The organism is Streptomyces sp. JL2001, from assembly GCF_050917515.1.
GTDB lineage: Bacteria > Actinomycetota > Actinomycetes > Streptomycetales > Streptomycetaceae > Streptomyces.
Genome location: NZ_CP169421.1, coordinates 4825445 through 4845570 on the forward strand (window position 1 = coordinate 4825445; position 20126 = coordinate 4845570).

The window sequence follows — 20126 nt, forward strand, 5'->3', positions numbered from 1 at the left end:
AACGCCCCGGCGCGTCCGCGGCGCGGGCCGGGAACGGCGGGTCCGGTCGTCCGCGCACGTCGGGCGCCGAGGGACCGGCGGCGGGTGCGGAGAGACCTGCGGCGGCCGGTTCGGGACGTACCGGCCGCCGCAGGGTCGTCGCGCGCCTGCCGGCGGGACTCCGGCACACGCGCAGCGGTCCTGCGCGGATCCTCCAGAGACCGTGATCGGAATCGAACCGACGTAACTCGAGTTGCAGTCGAGCCCCTGAACCACTCGGGCACACGGTCGTGTTGTGCTCTGGAACGACCGTAGGGCGGGGGCGGAAGGGGCTCAAGGGATCCGGGCGGGCCGCAACACGACTGCCACACGCCGTTCACGACCGTCCCGGCAGGGACGGGCCCGGCCTACGACCAAGGGACGAGGGGATCGCGACTCCCGACAGGGGCCATTTGCTCGTTCGGCCCTTACTCTGAAGGGCATGAGCGCCTTGGAACCCCGCGACGCCGACGTCGCCCCGTTCAGAGAAACCGCAGGTCCGGCCCTTGCGGACGGATCAGTGCTGGACCGGGGGCACCGGGCGCTCAGTATCGGCATCGTCTCCGTCGTCCTGCTCATCGCCTTCGAGGCGACCGCCGTGGGAACGGCCATGCCCGTCGCCGCGCGCGAGCTGCACGGCATCCCCCTCTACGCCTTCGCCTTCTCCGCGTACTTCACCACCAGCCTCTTCGGCATGGTCCTGGCCGGGCAGTGGTCCGACCGCGCCGGGCCGCTCGCGGCGCTCACCACCGGCATGTCCGCCTTCGCCGCCGGCCTCCTGCTCTCCGGCACCGCGGGCACCATGTGGCTGTTCATCCTCGGCCGCGCCGTACAGGGCCTCGGCGGGGGACTGGTGATCGTCGCGCTCTACGTGATCGTCAGCCGGGCGTACTCCGAACACCTGAGACCCGCGATCATGGCGGCGTTCGCGGCGGCCTGGGTCGTCCCCTCCGTCGTCGGACCCCTGGCCTCCGGGACGATCACCGAGCAGCTCGGCTGGCGCTGGGTCTTCCTCGGCATCCCGGCCCTGGTCGCCTTCCCGCTGGCCCTCGCCCTCCCGGCGATCCGCCGCACCGCCTCGGGCCCGGCCGATCCGGCCGCTCCGGTCCCGCCGTACGACCGGCGGCGCATCCGGCTCGCGCTCGCGCTGTCCGTGGGTGCCGGGCTGCTCCAGTACGCGGCGCAGGACCTGCGCTGGCTCTCGCTGCTCCCGGCCGCCGCCGGGGCCGCGCTCCTCGTCCCCGCCGCGCTCGGGCTGCTGCCGCGCGGCACGTACCGGGCGGCGCGCGGGCTGCCGTCCGTGGTGCTGCTGCGGGGCATCTCGGCGGGCTCCTTCATCGCCGCCGAGTCCTTCGTACCGCTGATGCTGGTCACCGAGCGCGGCTTGAGCCCGACGCTGGCCGGCCTGTCGCTCGCGGTCGGCGGCGCGACCTGGGCGCTGGGTTCGTACGTGCAGTCCCGGCCCTGGACGGAGCCGTACCGCGAACGGCTCGTGGTGATCGGCATGCTGCTCGTGGCCGCCGCGATCGCGACAGCGCCGACGGTCCTGATCCACTCGGTGCCGGTCTGGATCGTCGCGGTGGCCTGGGCCTTCGGCTGTCTCGGCATGGGACTGGTGATCGCGTCGACGAGCGTGCTGCTGCTGAAGCTGTCCGCCCCGGAGGAGGCGGGCGCGAACTCGGCGGCCCTCCAGATCTCGGACGGCCTGTCCAACGTGATCCTGCTGGCGGTGGGCGGCGCGGCGTTCGCGGCCCTCGGCGGCGGGGCGCTCGGGCACGGGGTGGCGGGCGAGCCGGGGGCGGCGTCCCACCCGGCGGCGTTCGCGGCCGTGTTCCTGCCGATGGCGGGCGTGGCGGCGGCCGGGGCATGGGTGGCGACCCGGTTGGGCGGCCCGGCCCCACGGCGGTGACGCCCGGCGGGGGCAGCCGCGGCGTGGCGAGGGCGTCGCCGTGGACGGGGGCCGAGAAACCGGTCGCTCGCGTGGCGCGCCGAAACTAGCCTGAGGCCCATGATCCGTCCGACCGTCACCCTTCCCGTCGGCGACGAGCTCGCCGACCTGGCCGATGCCCGCGGCATCGGAGTCGAGGAGCTCGCCGCCGAGGCACTCCGCCGCCACGTGGCCTCGGAGGCCGCCGTCGTCCGGGAGAACGCCGTACGGCTGGCGGTGCGGCACGCCCCGCTGCTGCGGAGGCTCGGCGAATGAACAGTCGCTTCCTCACGCTCGCCGAGGTGACCGAGATCGCCGGGATCGCCTTCGGCGGCGACGCGGAGCCCGAGCTCAGGGCGCCCGGGCTGCTGGAGTCCGCCGTGTACCGGCCGCGGGCGCGGATGTTCGGCCGGAGCGCCTACCAGGACCTCCACGAGCAGGCCGCCGCGCTGCTGCACGCCGTCGCCACGAACCACCCCTTCGTCGACGGCAACAAGCGCGCGGCCTGGCTCTCGGCCGCCGTCTTCCTGGCGGTCAACGGAGTCGATCTCGCCGACGTGGACCAGGACCGGGCGTATGCCCTGGTCATCGACGTGGCCGGTGGCGCGCTGGGGGACATTCCGGGCATCGCGGAGCGTCTGCGGGAGCTGTGAGGACGGTCTCACGACCCCCCGCCACGGCCTCGTCCGGGCGGGGTCGCGGTGGCCGCACCGGTAAGGTGGCCCGGTTGTCATATCTGGACGAGCGTCGAACCGGAGACCGTGACTACTACCGCCACCTCCTCCCATCACCTCTCTCCCGCCTTCCCCGGCCGCGCCCCCTGGGGCACCGCCAACAAGCTGCGAGCCTGGCAGCAGGGCGCCATGGAGAGATACATCCAGGAGCAGCCCCGGGACTTCCTCGCGGTCGCGACCCCCGGAGCCGGAAAGACCACCTTCGCGCTGACCCTCGCGTCCTGGCTGCTGCACCACCACGTCGTGCAGCAGATCACCGTCGTCGCACCCACCGAGCACCTGAAGAAGCAGTGGGCCGCGGCGGCCGCGCGGATAGGGATCAAGCTCGACCCCGACTACAGCGCCGGACCGCTCAGCAAGGAATACCAGGGCGTCGCCATCACCTACGCCGGTGTCGGCGTCCGCCCGATGCTGCACCGCAACCGCTGCGAGCAGCGCAAGACCCTCGTCATCCTCGACGAGATCCACCACGCCGGTGACTCCAAGTCCTGGGGCGAGGCGTGCCTGGAGGCGTTCGACCCGGCCACCCGCCGGCTCGCCCTGACCGGTACGCCCTTCCGCTCCGACACGAACCCGATCCCCTTCGTCACCTACGAGGAGGGCAACGACGGGATCCGGCGGTCCTCGGCGGACTACACCTACGGCTACGGCAACGCCCTCGGCGACGGCGTCGTGCGCCCCGTGATCTTCCTCAGCTACAGCGGCAACATGCGCTGGCGCACCAAGGCCGGCGACGAGATCGCGGCGCGCCTCGGCGAACCGATGACCAAAGACGCCATCTCCCAGGCCTGGCGCACCGCGCTCGACCCGCGCGGCGACTGGATGCCGAACGTCCTGCGCGCCGCCGACCGGCGACTCACCGAGGTCCGGAAGGGCATCCCGGACGCCGGCGGGCTCGTCATCGCCTCCGACCAGGACTCCGCCCGCGCCTACGCCAAGCTGATCCGCGAGATCACCGGTACCAAGGCCACGGTCGTCCTCTCCGACGAAGCCGCCGCGTCCAAACGGATCGACGAGTTCAGCGAGAACAACGACCGCTGGATGGTCGCCGTCCGCATGGTGTCCGAGGGCGTCGACGTGCCTCGCCTCGCCGTCGGCGTGTACGCCACCACCATCTCGACCCCGCTCTTCTTCGCCCAGGCCGTGGGACGTTTCGTGCGTTCCCGCAGGCGCGGCGAGACCGCGTCCGTGTTCCTTCCCACGATCCCCAACCTCCTCGGCTTCGCCAACGAGATGGAGGTCGAGCGCGACCACGTCCTCGACCGGCCGAAGAAGGACGGCGAGGAGGATCCCTACGCCGAGTCCGAGAAGGAACTGGCGGAGGCCGAGAAGCAGCAGGACGAGGACACCGGCGAACAGGACATGCTGCCCTTCGAGGCGCTGGAGTCCGACGCCGTCTTCGACCGCGTCCTCTACGACGGCGCCGAGTTCGGCATGCAGGCCCACCCGGGCAGCGAGGAGGAGCAGGACTACCTCGGCATCCCCGGGCTCCTCGAACCCGACCAGGTGCAGCTGCTCCTGCAGAAGCGCCAGGCCCGGCAGATCGCGCACAGCCGAAAGAAACCGGACACCGAAGCGGATCTCCTGGAGCTGCCCGCCGAGCGACGGCCTGTCGTTTCGCACAAGGAACTGCTGGAGTTGCGCAAGCAGCTCAACACGATGGTGGGCGCGTATGTCCACCAGAGCGGCAAACCGCACGGCGTCATCCACACCGAACTGCGCCGGGTCTGCGGCGGTCCGCCGAGCGCCGAGGCGACGGCCGGACAGATCCGGGAGCGGATCAAGAAGGTGCAGGAGTGGGCGACCCGCATGCGCTGACCTGCGGAAACTCTGAAAACTCCGGACAGGTGGGGCCCGTGCGCACGACTGCGCACGGGCCCCGTTCGTCACTCGGGTGAAAAGGTCCGGAGGGTCCGTGACACCGCTCGCGAGGGCGTTCGCGGGCGCCCGGAACACGGGACCGACATAGTCGATCTTGTCCGCCGAAGTCGTCGATCCGACCGACTTGGATCCCGAACCGTCTCTATCCGGTCGCCCGCGCCCGGATTCTGGACGAGGTCTTCCGCTGAGCGGAGTGGGTCGCTACTGTCCCCCGCAATGCAAACGCCCCGTGGCAGCGCCGCCGCGGAGCGCAGCCGGTGCGCATGGCCTGCCGGCGGCCTCTGACGTGCGTCGCCGACGGGACCGGTGTCGCAGCTTTCGTTTGAAGGACCGCCGTCACTCACTCCGAAGGAGAGGGCGTCGTGACCGCGGAAACCTCCCAGACGCTCGACCGGGGCCTCAGGGTCCTCAAACTGCTCGCCGACACCGACCACGGCCTGACCGTCACCGAGTTGTCCAACAAACTCGGTGTCAACAGGACCGTCGTCTACCGTCTGCTCGCCACACTCGAACAGCACGCCCTCGTACGACGCGACCTGGGCGGCCGGGCCCGCGTCGGCCTCGGCGTGCTCCGGCTGGGCCGCCAGGTCCATCCGCTGGTGCGCGAGGCGGCGCTGCCCGCGCTGCGCTCGCTCGCCGAGGACATAGGGGCGACGGCCCACCTGACCCTGGTCGACGGGGCGGAGGCGCTCGCGGTCGCGGTCGTCGAGCCGACCTGGACCGACTACCACGTGGCCTACCGGGCCGGATTCCGGCACCCGCTGGACCGGGGCGCGGCGGGCCGCGCCATCCTCGCGGCGCGCCAGGGCAGCCTGATCGACCCCGGCTTCACCCTCACCCACGGCGAGCTGGAGGCGGGCGCCAGCGGCGCCGCGGCGCCGCTGGTCGGGATCACCGGCATCGAGGGCAGCGTGGGCGTCGTGATGCTCGCGGACGCGGTGCCCGAGCGCGTGGGCCCCCGCGTCGTCGACGCCGCCCGCGAGGTCGCGGACGCCCTGCGCTAAGGGCTGTCCGGACCGCCTGGCACGGCCTCTCGGACAGGCCCTGCCAGGCCCCGGCCCGGATGAGGGATTCCGGCGCGCACCGCATGGACCCCGGCCGGTGGACTCCGGTACGCACGTGGTCTCCGGCCCGCCCGGGTCCGCGTCCGGATGCGGCCGGGCCCCGGCCGCCCGTGGCTCCCCGGCGACGGTCACGGGGCGCCCAGTAGATTGGTCGCGTGCTCTCCAGTCTCACGCGTCCCCGTGCTCTCGCGCTCTGCGCCCTGCCCGTCGCCGCGCTCTTCGCGGTCGCCGGTCTGGCGCCGCTGCCGTACGCCATCGCGCAGCCCGGCTCGACGGCCGATGTGCTCGGGGTGGACAAGGGCCGGCAGGTGATCACCATCAGCGGCGCGCCCGTCCGTCAGACGGAGGGCAAGCTCCTGATGACGACCATCGTCGCCACCGGGCCGAGCGTGGACAACGACCTCGCCGCGGTCGCCGACGCCTGGTTCCGCACCGACCGGGCCGTCCTGCCGCGCGACTCCGTCTACCCGCCGGGCAAGTCGGACGCCGAGGTGGAGAAGCACAACCTGGGCCAGATGAAGGAGTCGCAGGACGCCGCGATCCTCGCCGGCCTGGGCTATCTCAAGCTGGATCCCAAGGACGTCAAGGTGACCCTGCACCTCGCCGACATCGGCGGTCCGAGCGCCGGATTCCTGTTCTCGCTCGGCATCGTCGACAAGCTCGACGGCGACGGATCCGGCGGCGACCTCACCGGCGGCCGGACCATCGCTGGCACCGGGACGATCGAGCCCGACGGGACCGTCGGCGCGGTCGGCGGGGTCTCGCTGAAGACCCAGGCCGCCGGACGGGACGGCGCGACGGTCTTCCTCGTCCCCAAGGCCGAGTGCTCCGACGCGCAGGCGGAGCTGCCCCAGGGGATGCGGCTGATCCCCGTGTCCACGCTCAGCGACGCGGTGACGTCCCTGAAGGCGCTGGAGAAGGGTCTGGAAGACAAGGTTCCGAGCTGTTGACCGGGCCGGCGGCGGGCGGCGGGCTCGCGTCCATCCCGCGCCAGGACGGGAAGACCGCCGGGGCGAGCGTCGCGAGGAAGTAGATCCCGCCGACCGTGAGCAGCGCGGGGGCCGCCCCCACCCGTTCGATCAGGAAGCCGGCCGCGAGCCCGCCCAGCGGCGTCGTCAGGAGCACTCCGGCCGTGCTGGCACCGGAGACCCGGCTGCGCAGGGCGTCGGGGACCTGCTCGTAGACGATCGTCGTGAGGATCGGGTTCAGCACGCCGGCCCCGAACCCGGCCAGGGCCATGGTGACGAGCAGCGGCGGTGTGGTGTCGCTGACCGCCGCCACGACGAACGGCGGCGCGCCGCACAGCAGGAAGCCGGCGGTGAAGACGGGCCGACGCGGGAGTCGGTGCCCGACCGCGCCGTAGAGCAGGGCGCCGAGCAGCGCGCTGCCGGCGAAGACGGCGACGAGCAGCCCGAGCGCGGCGGAGCCGCCGAGCTCCTCCCGGGCGTGCACCGGCAGGAGGACCGAACTCCAGCTCTGGTTCAGGCCGTTGGTGACCATCACCATCAGCGTGATGCCGAGCAGCAGGCGGGAGCGGAACAGGAAGGCGTACCCCTCGCGCAGGTCCGCGCGGTAGCCGGAGAGCGAGAAGCCGGTGGCGTCGCGCCGTGGCTCGGCGGCGGCCACCTTCCGTATGCCCGCCAGGACGAGCGCGGCGGAGAGCGCGAAGGTCGCGGCGTCGACGAGCAGGACCGTGTCCGCCCCGATGAGGGCGACCAGGACGCCGGCGAGGGCGGCGCCGGTCATTCTGGCGCCGCGTGCCACGGCGTCGTACAGGCTGGCGGCACGGGGGAGCGGGGTCGCGGCGAGGCGGGCCAGGTCGGGGAGGAGGACGTACCGGGACATCTCGCCGGGAGCGTGGAACAGGCCGGTCACGGCCATCAGCGCGCACAGCATCCAGAACTCCAGCAGCCCCGTGTGGTGCAGGAGCGGGATCGCGGCGAGTGCGAGCGCGCAGACGAGGTCGGAGCCGGCGCTGACCCGGCGGCGGCCGATCCGGTCGACGACCGGGCCGCCGACGATGGCGGAGACCACGACGGGGACGGCCGCGCAGAACGCGACCAGACCCGCCTTCCCCGGGCTTCCCGTGAGGTCGAGCGCGAACCACGGGACACCGATCAGCGTGAGTGAGTTGCCCGTGATCGATATGGCGTTGGCGGCCAGGAGGGCCGTCAGCGGAGTGCGTCCCCCCGGCGCGTTCATGCCGCGACCGTGTATACCCCGGCGCCCTCGCGGGTGGGGGTCACGGCGAGCTTGAGCCCCCACTCGACGAGCTTCCAGCCCAGCTGGACACGGACGGGGGTGGACGGCAGCGAGACGGCCGCCTCGTGGTGCAGTGCGGTGGCGTTCAGGTGGTGCAGCTGGAGGTGAATGTCGGCGTGCATGACTCCGGGTCCTTCCGTGCATGACTGAGGTACCCGTGACCGCGCCGGCCACGGATCGGTACGCGTGCTGCGTGCTGCGTGCTGCGGTGCGAGGGCCGGGGGCTTCACGCCCCGCGGCCTGTCGCCGCGAGGCGCGTGATCGGCGCCCGGACCGCGCCGCGGGAGCGTGGCTCAGTGCTCCCGCTGGGGGAAGGCGTGCAGGTGCATCCGTACGCGGTGGGCGTCGGGGGCCTCCGCGTCGGCGTCGTCGCGGTAGCTGTCGATGAGCTCGTGCACCTTCTCGTTGAGCTCGCGCAGCTTCTCGGGCGCCAGCCGCAGCGTGAAGTCGCTCATGTCCGAGGCGCCGGCCCACGCGTCGTCCCAGTCGCGGCGCGTCCCGAGCCAGGTCGACAGCTCCTGCGTGTGGATCGTCGCTATCTCGTGCAGGAAGATCTCCACCGCGCCCTGCACCTCGGGATCGGGGTTCTTGTAGAGCGCCGCGTCGAAGGCCGTCCCCTGCTGGGCGGCCTTCCACCACCGCTCCCGGCCCTTCCCCTGGGACGGGTCGTCCTCGACGAAGCCGTGGGCGGCGAGCTGGCGCAGGTGGTAGCTCGTGGCGCCGCTGGACTCGCCCAGCCGATCGGCCAGTTGGGAAGCCGTGGCCGGCCCGTGGTGCCGGAGGGCGCGCAGCAGCTGTATGCGCAGGGGATGCGCCAGTCCGCGCAGGGATCGCGGATCCAGTGTGCGGCTCAGGAACTCTTCGGGCTTGGACATGACTCAAGACTAGAGTTGCAAAGAAGTAGTTGCAAGAGGTTCTTTGCATAGGATCTTTGCATGTTCCGCCGAGGCGTCCCGGCAGGCGTCGGCGCCCGTCCCGGACACCGCCCCGCCGCCCGGGCGACGGCCTACGGCGACTCGTCCCCGGCCGCCTGCTCGACCAGCGGGATGATCCGCAGCGGTACGGGGTTCTCCATGACGATCGCGGTGGACGCCCGCACGATCCCCTCGAAGCCCACGACCCGGTCGATCACCCGCTGCAGGTCCGCGTTGGAGCGGGCGACCAGCCGGCAGAGCATGTCCCCGTGCCCGGTGGTCGTGTGCAGTTCGAGCACCTCGGGCACGGTCGCCAGGTGCGCTCGCACGTCCTGTCCCTGACCCTGCTTGATCTCCAGCGTCGCGAACGCCGTCACGGGATAGCCGAGGGCGGCCGGATCGACCTGCGGTCCGAACCCGCGGACGACGCCGCTGGACTGCAGCCGGTCGAGACGGGCCTGGACCGTCCCGCGGGCGACGCCGAGCCGGCGCGACGCCTCCAGGACGCCGATCCTCGGTTCCTGCGCGAGCAGCACGATGAGACGGCCGTCCAGATGATCGATCGCCACGGCGACCTCCCGATGGTCATGATGTACAGATAGCCCGCCCATACTGACCAGTCGCTGTGCAGATTGCCCACCCCTGCGACGAACTATTGCGCAGCTTGTGGATCGGCGGGACTCTGCCGTTATGGCAGACAACTCGATGACCATCGACCCCACCCCTTCCACGGCGCGGCAGGCCGATCCCTTCCCCGTGAAGGGAATGGACGCGGTCGTCTTCGCCGTCGGCAACGCCAAGCAGGCCGCGCACTACTACTCGACGGCCTTCGGCATGAAGCTCGTGGCCTACTCCGGACCGGAGAACGGCAGCCGCGAGACCGCCAGCTACGTCCTCACGAACGGCTCCGCCCGCTTCGTGTTCACCTCCGTCATCAAGGCCTCGACCGACTGGGGCCGCTTCCTGGCCGAGCACGTCGCCGAGCACGGTGACGGCGTGGTCGACCTCGCGATCGAGGTGCCGGACGCGCGTGCCGCGTACGCCTACGCCGTCGAGCACGGCGCCACCGGCATCACCGAGCCGTACGAGCTCAAGGACGAGAACGGCACCGTCGTCCTCGCGGCCATCGCCACCTACGGCAAGACCCGCCACACCCTCGTCGAGCGCTCCGGCTACGACGGCCCGTACCTTCCCGGCTTCGTCTCGGCCGACCCGATCGTCGAGCCGCCGGCCAAGCGCACCTTCCAGGCCATCGACCACTGCGTGGGCAACGTCGAGCTCGGCCGGATGAACGAGTGGGTCGGCTTCTACAACCAGGTCATGGGCTTCACGAACATGAAGGAGTTCGTGGGCGACGACATCGCCACCGAGTACTCCGCCCTGATGTCGAAGGTCGTCGCCGACGGCACGCTGAAGGTCAAGTTCCCGATCAACGAGCCGGCGATCGCGAAGAAGAAGTCGCAGATCGACGAGTACCTCGAGTTCTACGGCGGCGCCGGCGTCCAGCACATCGCCCTCGCCACCAACGACATCGTCGCGACGGTCCGCGCGATGCGGGCCGCGGGCGTCGCGTTCCTCGACACCCCGGACTCGTACTACGACACCCTCGGCGAGTGGGCGGGCGAGACCCGCGTGCCCGTCGAGACCCTGCGCGAGCTGAAGATCCTCGTCGACCGCGACGAGGACGGCTACCTGCTGCAGATCTTCACCAAGCCGGTCCAGGACCGTCCGACCGTCTTCTTCGAGATGATCGAGCGCCACGGCTCCATGGGCTTCGGCAAGGGCAACTTCAAGGCCCTGTTCGAGGCGATCGAGCGCGAGCAGGAGAAGCGCGGCAACCTCTAGGGCTTTCGCCTGATCGGCAAGCCCTCAAGCACCTCGGCACAGCCGAAAGGGCGCCCGGCCTGGGACTCCAGGCCGGGCGCCCTTTTCGTCGGGGCGTGCGCGTCAGGACGCGGAGGCGCTGTTCGCCGCGGGCGTGCCGGCCAGGATCGTCTCCTCCACCGCTTCGTACCGCATGCGCTGGTCGGCCGGGTCCCGTTCGTGGAGCACCGTGCCGAGCCAGCCCGCGAGGAAGCCCAGCGGGGCCGAGAGGATGCCCGACGTGGTGAACGGGAACCAGTTGAAGTCCTGGTCCGGGAAGATCGCCTGGGGCGATCCGGACACCAGGTTGCTGCCGGTCATGAGGATGAACGCGGAGGCGCTGCCCACGATGAGGGTGCAGAGCAGTCCCGTACGGGAGTAGCGGCGCCAGAAGAGGCTGTAGATGAGGGCCGGTGCGACCGCGGACGCGCCGATGCAGAACGACAGGGTGAGCAGTGCCTGAAGGTTCAGATGCCGTGCACCGGCGGCGATCGCGATCGCCACGAGCCCGACGCCCGCCGCGGCGGTCCGGGCGATGGCCATCTCCGTGGAGCCCTTCAGCTGCGCCTTGCGGCGCAGCCCGTGCGTGACGAGGTCGTGCGCCAGGGTGTTGGCGCAGGCGAGGGTGATCCCGGCGACCGAGGCCAGCAGGGTCAGGAAGATGGCCGTCGCCACGGCCGTGAACAGCAGTGTCTCGACGGTCGTCTGGTCCGCGCCCATGACGGCCTGGCTGACCATGAGGAACGCCGTCTTGCCCTGCGGGTCGCCGGCGACGATCCCCTGGTGGCCGACGATCGCCGCCGCGCCGAAGCCGATGACGGCGATCAGCAGACAGGTCACGACGACGGTCGACACGGCCCAGGACATCGAGCGCCGCACGGCTGCCGCGCTGCGCGCGGTGAACATGCGCATGGTGATCTGCGGCAGCACCGCGGCGCCGAGCACGACCGTCAACTGCGTGCTGATCATGTCGAGTTCGTTGCCGCCGAACTGCAGACCGGAGGCGAGATAGGCGTCTCCCGCCCCGCTGCCGCGCTTGGCGGCGTCCAGCAGGGAGGGCAGGCTGAAGTCGAAGCGGTTGAGGATGAGCGCGGCGATCGCGAGGGACGCGCCGAGCAGGGCGACGGTCTTGACGATCTGGATGAAGGCGGTGCCCTTCATGCCGCCGATCGCCGCGTACGCGATCATCAGCAGGCCCAGGAACACGATCGCCCCGGTCTTGAAGCCGTCCGCGTCGAAGCCCAGGACGACGGAGAGGAGATCGCCGGCGCCCGCGAGCTGGAAGATCACCAGCGGCAGCAGTGCGGTCAGGGTGACCGCGGCCGTGGTGATCCGCACGGCGGGGCCGGGGAGGCGCCGGGTGAAGACGTCGCCGATCGTGAACCGGCCGGCGTTGCGCAGCGGTTCGGCGAGCAGGAACATCATCAGGACCAGCGAGAGCAGGGTGCTCAGGGCGAGCGTGACGCCGTCGTAGCCGACGAGCGCGATGATGCCGATGGTGCCGAGTACGGTGCCGGCGGAGATGTAGTCGCCGGCGATCGCGAGGCCGCTCTGCATGGGGGAGAGCGAGCGGTAGCCGGTGTAGAAGTCGCCCAGGTCGTCACGATCGGGGCCGGTCATCACGCACAGCAGCAGCGTGACGGTGATGACCGCGATGAACGCCATCAGCGACATGGTCTGGGCCTCGGAGCTGAAGCTGGTCATGCGCGCGCACCTCCGGTGGGCCGCTGCCACGCGGGACGACCGGAGCGGTTCTGGCGTTCCGGCCGGGGCGCGGCGGCCGCGGCCGCCTGCTCGGCGCGTTCACGGATCGCCGCGGCGAGAGGGTCGACGTTGTTGCGCGCGATCCGCTCGTACAGCGCGATCGCAGCCAGCGCCACGGGCAGCTGGAGGAGCCCCAGGACCAGACCGGTGGTCAGACCACCGGTGATGGTGCCGGTCATCAGCGAGGGGGCGTAGCCGGACAGGAAAAGGAAGAGGACGAAGTAGCCGAGCGCGGTGAAGGTGGCGACGCGGCGGAGCCTTCGGTAAGCCGACCCGAGCCGGTGCAGATCTTCACGATCGTCGGTGGCGGCGGGCGGCTGCGGCTGCGGGGACGTGTCCCAGGGCTGCTGCGCGGAGTCCCAGCCCTGCGGCGAGGAGTCCCACGCTCGCGGGGACGAGTCCCAGGCTGTCTGTGGATCGGTGTCCCAGGACGGCGATCCACCCTCCCAGGACTGCGACGCCGCGTCGTGGCGGTGCCGCCCGGCATTCGGGTGCTGGGGTACGGGCGGTGGGCCGGGGAAAGGCTGGTGGTACGACATCGATCTTGCTCCTTGGCGCCCCGGGGAACGGGCGGGTGGCGCTGGTGGTCCGCGTACGTTACTCATGGGTATAGCCCTTGCGTAAGGGGTTTCCGACCGTTCGGTATGTCGGTTCGGTGACGATCCTGTGCGCATGGCGACGGAACCCGTGGTAACCCCGGTTGTGGATCTTTCCGCAGGTCACGGGTGGGTCTCGGGCCGCCCCCGGGGCCGGGCAGGCCGCTCGGCACGACCGGTCCGGCGACAGCCCCCTTCCGTGCGGGCCGCTTCCGGGCCCGCGCGTGCCCGCGCGTCCCCGCGCCGTCGAGCTCGCGCCCTACGGCGCCTTCGGGCTCCGCTGCGGAGTGGCCGGCTCCGCCCCGGGCACCTTCCCGCCCGACGCCGCACCGCCCGCACCCCCGGACCCCGAGCGTCCACCGGACCCCGAGCCGCCCCCCGACCCCCTGGTGGACGGACTCCCGGCCGCCACCGTCGCCCCGGACAGCTTCGACGCGGACGGCTTCGGCGCCGGGCGCAGCTCCTCCGGCAGGTCGTCCGGCGGGTCGCCGAGCGCCGCCACCGCCTCCCGCGCCCGCGGCGCGAGCAGCGGCGAGAAGTACGGGTTGATGCGCATCGCCTCCTTCAGGTGCCGGCGGGCCGGCCCGTACTGCTCCACCTCCCGCTCGATCACACCTCGGTGGTACGCGAAGAGCGCGCTGCGCATGCCCTCGTCGGTCGCCCGCTTCGCGTACGGCAGGGCCTCCTGCGGCTGTCCCGCCCGGTACAGCGCCCAGCCCAGCGCGTCGGCCACGTGCATGGACCCGTGCCCGCGCGCCCACTCCGCCTTCAGCCGCCGCACCGCCGCCGCCGGGTCGCCGTGGTCCGCCTCGTACAGTCCGAGCACCACCAGGCCGTTGGCGCCGTTGCGCCAGGCCGTCGTCCGCAGCCGCTCGTACGTCGCCCGGGCGTCGCCGTCCAGGCCGATCGACTCGTACAGCTCGCCGGCCTCCAGGACGTACTCCGGCAGGGGAAGCTTCTCCAGCACCGTGCGGTAGTCGCGCACCGCCTCGTCGGTCCGGCCGAGAGCGGCGAGCGCCCGTGCCCGGCCGGCCAGCGCCGGCCCGTGGTCGGGCGCGAGCCGCAGCGCCACGCCGTACTCGGCGAGCGCCTCCTCCGGCTCGCCCCGCTCCCACGCCAGGTCGCCGAGCCGGGCGAGTGCCGCCGCCTTCTCCGGCACCGCGGCCGCCCGCGCCACCGCGTCCTCCCCGTCCGCCCAGGCGTCCTCGCGCCAGCCGTGGTTGCGGTGGACCTGGGAGGCGCGCGCGCTGACCGTCGCGCCGTGGTGCAGCTTCTCCAGCGTGTCCATGGCCTTCTGCGCGGACTTGTAGTCCCCGATGCCGTTGTACGCGTCGATCAGCACGGGGTACGTCGACCAGCGCTCGGGGTTCGCCGTGCGGACCTTCTCGGCCCAGGTCCGGGCGGTCTTCCACTCGCCCCGGGCGTTGGCCAGTGCTCCGAGGCCCAGCTGCGCGTCCAGGTTCCCGCTCGCGGCCGACCGCACGTCCAGCGAGCGCCGCAGGGCCCGCTCGGCCCGCGGATAGGACGCGGCGTCGCCGAGGCGGGCGGCCCGCTCCGTGTACGCCGCCCCGAGTACGGCCCACGAGGCGTCGTCGTCCTCGTGGTCCGACAGCCACTTCTCCCGGTCGGCGATCAGCGCGGTCAGATCGGGCAGGGCCGCGGGCGCCCCGGCCTGGGCCGCGATCATCGCCCGCCCGGCGGGGCTGGAGGCGGACGGCGGGCCGTCCTCGAACAGGTCCGACAGGAGTGCGGGGAGGTACATCAGTCCCGTGGCCGCGACCGCCGCGCCCAGCCCGGCGACGAGCACCGTCCTCGACAGGTTCTCCCTCTTCATGGCGCGCTTCATGGCGTCACTGTGGGGCAGTACGAAGAGCACACGAAGCGTCCACTCCGCTCGGTGAAGCCGAAGGCCCGCCGGGTTCACACCGATGGCCCCGGGTGCCAGGCTGGACGCATGGACGATCTTCTGACGCGGATCCACGAACGACTGCGCGCGGGCCTGCCGGCCGAGGCGCTGCACACCGACCCGGACGTGACCGGCTCCTACGCCCGGGACATGGCGAGCTTCTGCGACGCGGGCACTCCCGCCGCCGTCGTGCTCCCGCGCACCGTCGAGCAGGTGCAGCACGTCATGCGCGTCGCGACCGACCTGCGGGTGCCGGTCGTCCCGCAGGGCGCCCGCACCGGCCTGTCCGGGGCGGCGAACGCCTCCGAGGGCTGCATCGTGCTCTCGCTCGTCAAGATGGACCGGATCCTGGAGATCAACCCGGTCGACCGGATCGCGGTGGTGGAGCCGGGCGTGGTGAACGCCGTGCTGTCACGGGCCGTGAACGAGCACGGCCTCTACTACCCGCCGGACCCGTCCAGCTGGGAGACCTGCACGATCGGCGGCAACATCGGCACCGCGTCCGGCGGACTGTGCTGCGTGAAGTACGGGGTGACCGCGGAGTACGTCCTCGGCCTGGACGTCGTCCTCGCCGACGGCCGGCTGCTCACCACCGGCCGCCGGACCGCCAAGGGCGTCGCCGGATACGACCTGACCCGGCTGTTCGTCGGCTCCGAGGGCAGTCTCGGCATCGTTGTCAGGGCGGTCCTGTCGCTCCGGCCCCGGCCACCGCAACAGCTGGTGCTCGCCGCCGAGTTCCCCTCGGCGGGCGCCGCCTGCGAGGCGGTCTGCGCGATCATGGAGCGCGGCCACACTCCTTCGCTACTGGAGATCATGGACCGCACCACCGTGCGGGCGGTCAACAAGATGGCGAACATGGGGCTGCCGGACACGACCGAGGCGCTGCTCCTGTGCGCCTTCGACACTCCCGATCCGGGCGCGGACCTCGCCGCCGTCGGGGAGCTGTGCGCGGCGGCCGGCGCGACCGAGGTCGTACCGGCCGAGGACGCCGCGGAGTCGGAACTGCTGCTGCAGGCGCGCAGGCTGTCCCTCACCGCCCTGGAGACGATCAAGACGGCGACGATGATCGACGACGTGTGCGTGCCGCGGACGAAGCTGGCCGCGATGCTCGACGGCACGTCCGCCATCGCGCGCAAGTACGACCTGACCATCGGCGTCTGCGCGCACGCGGGCGACGGCAACACCCATCCGGTGGTCTGCTTCGACCACGCCGACGAGGACGAGTCGCGGCGGGCGCGGGAGTCCTTCGACGAGATCATGGCGCTGGGCCTGGAGCTGGGCGGCACGATCACCGGCGAACACGGCGTCGGCGTGCTGAAGAAGGAGTGGCTGGCCAGGGAGTTGGGGCCGGTGGGGCTCGAACTCCAGCGCGGCATCAAGCGGACCTTCGACCCGCTCGGCCTGCTGAACCCCGGCAAGCTCTTCTGAGGCGCTCGGCTCACTCCTCACCGTCCTGCGACTCGTCCGACGGCCACGGATCGCGCAGCCACAGCTCGTCGGCCACCACGGTCGTCGCGAGCAGTCCGGCGAGCCCCTCGTCCATGCCGAGGCGCTCGGACTCGGTGCCCGGCGGGACGGCGCGCAGGGTCCGCTCCAGCCAGGCGGACACCTGCGTGGCGGGGGCTTCGAGCAGCGCGTCGCCGTCGGGTGACGACAGGGCCATCAGCACGACGTTGCGGCCGTCCACCTTCGTGGGCCAGATCCGCACGTCCCCGTGACCGCAGGGCCGGAAGACGCCCTCGACGAGCAGCTCGCGGGCGAACGTCCAGCCGACGGGGTGGTCCGAGCCGATGTGGAAGACGACGTGGACGGCATAGGGGTCGTCGGTGCGGTAGGAGAGCCGGGCCGGTACGGGGATGCTGCGCTCGGGCGAGAGCACCAGCTTCAGCTCCAGCTCGCGCTCGACCACGGAGTGCCCGGTGGTGTCGGTCCGCTCGGCGGCCGCGGTGTCCTCGGCGCGCGTGACGTTCTCCGCGTGCGCGGCGTTCTCGGCCTGCCCGGCACGGTGCCCGCCGTTCTCGGCGTGCTTGTCGTTCTCGGTGTTCTGCACGGTGCGACGTCCTCTCCGGTACGGGGCCCCGCGTGGGCCCGTACCGGAAGAGACAGGGGTGGCCGCCGGCCATGACGCGACTTCGGGAACTTTTCTCGGGAACTTTCCCCGCGGCCCGCGACGCGGGATCCGCACAGGGTCCGCACGACCTCCGCACAGGGTCCGCACGCCGAGCGGGCGGGTCCGGGGCTGACTCGCCTCCCGCTTCCGCCACGCTGTGTGACGGGGCGTCGGCCGAGTCGGAGACCTACCGGAAAGCCCCGGCCCGAACGTGACGCTGAGTCGCGGGAATCGCGGTATGTCCCTCGAAGGCGGGCTTTCTCTCGGGCTCTATCTTCCCAGCGCCGCGTTCTTCGTTACTGTCCTCCTTGGGCCGGCGGCCCGATGGTCGAAGCAGCGTTGTAACGGAACGGAGTCGGGGCAGTGGCTACTCCTCCTGGAGGCGGCGGAGAGGTACCGCAGGCCGGGTACTACCCGGACCCGTCCATTCCCGGGTACATCCGGTACTGGAACGGGGCCGCCTGGGTGCCCGGGACGAGCCGGCCCGCGCCGGGGGACGGCGAGGCGCCGCCGACGGCGCCCGCGCCGTCGGCAGCGGGACCCGCACCGATGCCGAGCCCGGCACCCGCACCGGCACCCGCACCGGCACCCGTGCCGGCGGTCGAGGAGACCGGTCCCCACTTCTTCGACGAGGATCCGCTCGCCCCGGAGCGCCCGGCGCCCGAGCCGGCCTCCGCCTGGCAGGCGGACGTCAACCGCCAGACCGGTTTCGGCGGTGAGCGCGACCAGCGGGTCTCGTGGGGCTCCCCGGAGGCCGACCCCCGCCACCCGTCCGCGAACCCCGGCCCGGCGCAGGGCGACGACCCCCGGATCCCCGGTCAGGACCCGCGGGCGGCCGCGGAGCCCGAGGCACGCCCCGCGACCGGTCCGGCCGGGCACCGGGCACCCTCGTCGCCCGCCCGGCTGGGCGGCATGCCGGTGACCCCGGCGTCGGCCGACCCGACGGGCGGCGCGCTGCCCGGCGTACGGCAGGCGCAGCCCCGCCCCGCGGGCGAGGGCGCCATGACGATGCGTTCTCTCGGCTCCCAGGGCCGCCAGGGCGCCCAAGCGGCCCAGGGACTCCAGGGAGCGCAGGCACCTCAGGCGCCGGCGGCTCCCCAGCCGGCGCAGCCGTCGCCCCGCCCCGAGCAGGCGGCGCAGAGCCCGGCGGCGCAGGCCGGTCCGTCCCCGGCGCCCGTCACGACCGGCACCGGTGGCGGCGCCCCGTCCTGGCCCCAGCAGGTGCACCGGCTGGCCCAGCCCACGCCCCAGGCGTCCCCGGCGGCCGGCGCCCGGACGGCCGACCCCGAGCAGCCCGTCCTGCCCTGGAAGCCGCCCGTCGAGGACCCGTTCCTCCAGGCCGCGCGGGCCCAGGCCGCCGCCCGTCCCGCCGGTCTCGGCAAGCGGCTGGCCGCCCGGCTCGTCGACACGATCCTCTTCGGGGCGATCACCGGGGCGGCGGCGTTCCCCTTCGTCACCAAGGCGCTCGACCACATCGACGGCAAGATCGAGGCGGCCAAGCAGACCGGTACCACCGTCCAGGTGTGGCTCCTGGACGGCACCACCTCCCTGAACCTCGGGATCGCGCTCGCCCTCTTCCTCGTGCTGGGCGTGCTCTACGAGGCGCTGCCCACGGCCAAGTGGGGCCGCACGCCGGGCAAGAAGCTCTTCGGCCTCCAGGTGCGGGACATCGAGGCCCACGAGCCGCCGACCTTCGGCGGGGCCCTGCGCCGCTGGCTCGTCTACGGCGTCCTCGGGCTGCTCGTCCTCGGCGTGCTCAACGTCCTCTGGTGCCTCTTCGACCGCCCCTGGCGCCAGTGCTGGCACGACAAGGCGTCCCACACCTTCGTGGCCGCCTAAGGGCTGTCCGGGGCCCCTTCGGCGGTGTCCCGGACCGGGACGCGCACGACGGCCCGTTCGGCGGTCCCCCGGACGGGCGGCGAATCATTGCGGGGCCCCGGCCGGCGGGATGCACTGCCCCCATGAGCAACGACCAGCCGACGTCCGGCCAGCCGCCCGAGGACGACCCGTTCCTCAAGAAGCCGCAGGACCCCACGCCACCGTCGGCGGGGTCGGGTTCCCCCTACGGGAGCGGGCCGCCCGAGGGGCAGGGTGCCGAGGGCCCACCACCTGGAGGTCCGCCCCCGGAAGGCCCGCCTCCGGGTGGTCCGCCGCCCGGGGGCCCGCCGCCGGGCAGCCCGTACGGATCCCCGTACGACAACGCTCCGCCGCCCCCGCCGTACGGCTCCCAGCCCTACGGCGGCGGAGGAGGCTACGGCGGCGCCGATCCGCTCGCCGGGATGCCGCCGCTCGCCGACTCCGGCCGGCGCATCGTCGCCCGTCTCATCGACTGGCTGATCGTCGCCATCCCGCTCGCGATCATCGGCATCCCGTTCGACGTCTACAAGCGGGCGACCGACAACGACGCCGACTTCAGCGACACCGTCAACAGTTTCAACGGCGGAAGTCAGCTCGTCTTCCAACTCATCACCATCGTGGCGTATGTCGGCTACGACACATTGATGGTCGCCAAGGGTGGACAGACCCTCGGCAAGAAGTGGCTGAAGCTGCGGGTCGCGATGCTCAACGACGGTTCCACGCCGCCGACGAACGCCTCGCTGATCCGCGCCTCGGTCCTGTGGCTGCCCGCGCTGATCTGCTGCGCCTGCCTGTGGCCGCTGCTCCTGCTGATCCTGATCCTGGTCGACAAGCCCTACAAACAGGGCCTGCACGACAAGGCCGCCAAGACCGTGGTCGTCACCGTGCCGCAGTAGGCCGACGGCGGAGCTACGAACCGATCCGGGTATCGGCCCCCGCGCCCGCGTGGACGGCCGGCACCCGGATCTCGGCGTTCCGGGGGGTCCGCTGGGCGGGTACGGACGGCTGCGGCACCGCGGGCGCCTGGCGCCGCACCGGCACGGCCACCACCACGAGGACCCCGATGAGCAGTCCGGCCACGCTGATCGCGATGATCCCCAGGGTCGTCGTGGTCCTGGACAGCAGGAGCAGCGCGGCGGTCGAGAAGACGACGGTGGCCGAACCGTAGGCGAGCTGTGCGGTGTTCGGACGCGGCATGACGGGTACCGTCCCTCGAGGCATCGGGTGCGT

General features: G+C 72.4%; 19 protein-coding genes and 1 tRNA gene. 10 read left to right on the forward strand and 10 right to left on the reverse strand.

The genetic code is table 11. The features are described from left to right. Nucleotides 1-197 precede the first annotated feature (197 nt). A tRNA-Cys gene (locus ACE1OA_RS21480) sits at nucleotides 198-269 on the reverse strand. 191 nt (nucleotides 270-460) lie between these two features. On the opposite strand from ACE1OA_RS21480, the gene ACE1OA_RS21485 reads away from it, so the two are divergent. From ACE1OA_RS21485 to ACE1OA_RS21510, 6 genes are all read left to right on the forward strand, one after another. Further along, on the forward strand, nucleotides 461-1927 hold the full coding sequence (locus tag ACE1OA_RS21485; protein ID WP_432753229.1) for an MFS transporter: 1467 nt from the start codon (nucleotides 461-463) through the stop codon (nucleotides 1925-1927). Nucleotides 1928-2026: 99 nt separating this feature from the next. Continuing rightward, nucleotides 2027-2221: a hypothetical protein gene (locus ACE1OA_RS21490; RefSeq protein WP_356604951.1), complete on the forward strand. Its 195-nt coding sequence runs from the start codon at nucleotides 2027-2029 to the stop codon at nucleotides 2219-2221. Beyond that, nucleotides 2218-2598 carry a type II toxin-antitoxin system death-on-curing family toxin gene (locus ACE1OA_RS21495; RefSeq protein ID WP_432753230.1) on the forward strand — a complete coding sequence of 127 codons (381 nt, stop codon included), beginning with the start codon at nucleotides 2218-2220 and terminating at the stop codon, nucleotides 2596-2598. The genes ACE1OA_RS21490 and ACE1OA_RS21495 overlap by 4 nt, the downstream gene beginning before the upstream one ends. A gap of 108 nt (nucleotides 2599-2706) precedes the next feature. Beyond that, complete coding sequence (locus ACE1OA_RS21500; RefSeq protein WP_356604947.1) at nucleotides 2707-4497, forward strand: DEAD/DEAH box helicase; 1791 nt, start codon at nucleotides 2707-2709, stop codon at nucleotides 4495-4497. A 425-nt stretch (nucleotides 4498-4922) separates the two neighbouring features. Further along, complete coding sequence (locus tag ACE1OA_RS21505) at nucleotides 4923-5564, forward strand: IclR family transcriptional regulator (RefSeq protein ID WP_356604945.1); 642 nt, start codon at nucleotides 4923-4925, stop codon at nucleotides 5562-5564. A gap of 215 nt (nucleotides 5565-5779) precedes the next feature. Continuing rightward, the gene (locus ACE1OA_RS21510; protein WP_356604943.1) at nucleotides 5780-6574 is read left to right on the forward strand and encodes a S16 family serine protease; all 795 of its coding nucleotides are present in this window, start codon (nucleotides 5780-5782) and stop codon (nucleotides 6572-6574) included. Here ACE1OA_RS21510 and ACE1OA_RS21515 read toward each other — a convergent pair. The 4 genes from ACE1OA_RS21515 to ACE1OA_RS21530 form a co-directional block, all read right to left on the reverse strand. Beyond that, complete coding sequence (locus ACE1OA_RS21515; protein ID WP_432753231.1) at nucleotides 6507-7826, reverse strand: MFS transporter; 1320 nt, start codon at nucleotides 7824-7826, stop codon at nucleotides 6507-6509. The genes ACE1OA_RS21510 and ACE1OA_RS21515 overlap by 68 nt on opposite strands. Continuing rightward, nucleotides 7823-8008, reverse strand: a complete 186-nt coding sequence (locus ACE1OA_RS21520; protein WP_356604938.1) for a hypothetical protein — start codon at nucleotides 8006-8008, stop codon at nucleotides 7823-7825. Before ACE1OA_RS21520 ends, ACE1OA_RS21515 begins: the two co-directional genes overlap by 4 nt. Nucleotides 8009-8179: 171 nt before the next feature. Continuing rightward, on the reverse strand, nucleotides 8180-8761 hold the full coding sequence (locus ACE1OA_RS21525) for an ArsR/SmtB family transcription factor (RefSeq protein ID WP_356604936.1): 582 nt from the start codon (nucleotides 8759-8761) through the stop codon (nucleotides 8180-8182). A gap of 131 nt (nucleotides 8762-8892) precedes the next feature. Beyond that, nucleotides 8893-9369, reverse strand: a complete 477-nt coding sequence (locus tag ACE1OA_RS21530; protein WP_356604934.1) for an Lrp/AsnC family transcriptional regulator — start codon at nucleotides 9367-9369, stop codon at nucleotides 8893-8895. Between the two features lie 136 nt (nucleotides 9370-9505). Between ACE1OA_RS21530 and hppD the strand changes: the two genes are divergently transcribed. After that, the gene (hppD, locus tag ACE1OA_RS21535; protein WP_356605066.1) at nucleotides 9506-10645 is read left to right on the forward strand and encodes a 4-hydroxyphenylpyruvate dioxygenase; all 1140 of its coding nucleotides are present in this window, start codon (nucleotides 9506-9508) and stop codon (nucleotides 10643-10645) included. Between the two features lie 102 nt (nucleotides 10646-10747). Here hppD and ACE1OA_RS21540 read toward each other — a convergent pair whose 3' ends face one another. From ACE1OA_RS21540 to ACE1OA_RS21550, 3 genes are all read right to left on the reverse strand, one after another. After that, nucleotides 10748-12367: a cation acetate symporter gene (locus tag ACE1OA_RS21540; protein ID WP_432753232.1), complete on the reverse strand. Its 1620-nt coding sequence runs from the start codon at nucleotides 12365-12367 to the stop codon at nucleotides 10748-10750. Next, nucleotides 12364-12966 carry a DUF485 domain-containing protein gene (locus ACE1OA_RS21545; protein ID WP_432753233.1) on the reverse strand — a complete coding sequence of 201 codons (603 nt, stop codon included), beginning with the start codon at nucleotides 12964-12966 and terminating at the stop codon, nucleotides 12364-12366. The genes ACE1OA_RS21540 and ACE1OA_RS21545 overlap by 4 nt, the downstream gene beginning before the upstream one ends. A 316-nt stretch (nucleotides 12967-13282) precedes the next feature. Further along, a complete protein-coding gene (locus tag ACE1OA_RS21550; RefSeq protein WP_432753234.1) occupies nucleotides 13283-14869 on the reverse strand; it encodes a tetratricopeptide repeat protein in 1587 nt (528 codons plus the stop codon). 108 nt (nucleotides 14870-14977) lie between these two features. Here ACE1OA_RS21550 and ACE1OA_RS21555 point away from each other — a divergent pair, with 108 nt between their 5' ends. After that, nucleotides 14978-16357 carry an FAD-binding oxidoreductase gene (locus ACE1OA_RS21555; protein WP_432753235.1) on the forward strand — a complete coding sequence of 460 codons (1380 nt, stop codon included), beginning with the start codon at nucleotides 14978-14980 and terminating at the stop codon, nucleotides 16355-16357. A gap of 10 nt (nucleotides 16358-16367) precedes the next feature. Here the strand turns inward: ACE1OA_RS21555 and ACE1OA_RS21560 are convergent, their stop codons facing one another. Continuing rightward, complete coding sequence (locus tag ACE1OA_RS21560) at nucleotides 16368-16838, reverse strand: SsgA family sporulation/cell division regulator (RefSeq protein ID WP_147979306.1); 471 nt, start codon at nucleotides 16836-16838, stop codon at nucleotides 16368-16370. Between the two features lie 564 nt (nucleotides 16839-17402). Here ACE1OA_RS21560 and ACE1OA_RS21565 point away from each other — a divergent pair. Together ACE1OA_RS21565 and ACE1OA_RS21570 are read left to right on the forward strand one after the other, a co-directional pair. Next, nucleotides 17403-18878 carry an RDD family protein gene (locus ACE1OA_RS21565; RefSeq protein ID WP_432753236.1) on the forward strand — a complete coding sequence of 492 codons (1476 nt, stop codon included), beginning with the start codon at nucleotides 17403-17405 and terminating at the stop codon, nucleotides 18876-18878. 122 nt (nucleotides 18879-19000) lie between these two features. Continuing rightward, nucleotides 19001-19792 carry an RDD family protein gene (locus ACE1OA_RS21570; RefSeq protein ID WP_384866837.1) on the forward strand — a complete coding sequence of 264 codons (792 nt, stop codon included), beginning with the start codon at nucleotides 19001-19003 and terminating at the stop codon, nucleotides 19790-19792. Nucleotides 19793-19805: 13 nt separating this feature from the next. Here the strand turns inward: ACE1OA_RS21570 and ACE1OA_RS21575 are convergent, their stop codons facing one another. Continuing rightward, complete coding sequence (locus tag ACE1OA_RS21575; protein ID WP_356604920.1) at nucleotides 19806-20093, reverse strand: hypothetical protein; 288 nt, start codon at nucleotides 20091-20093, stop codon at nucleotides 19806-19808. Between the last annotated feature and the right edge of the window lie 33 nt (nucleotides 20094-20126).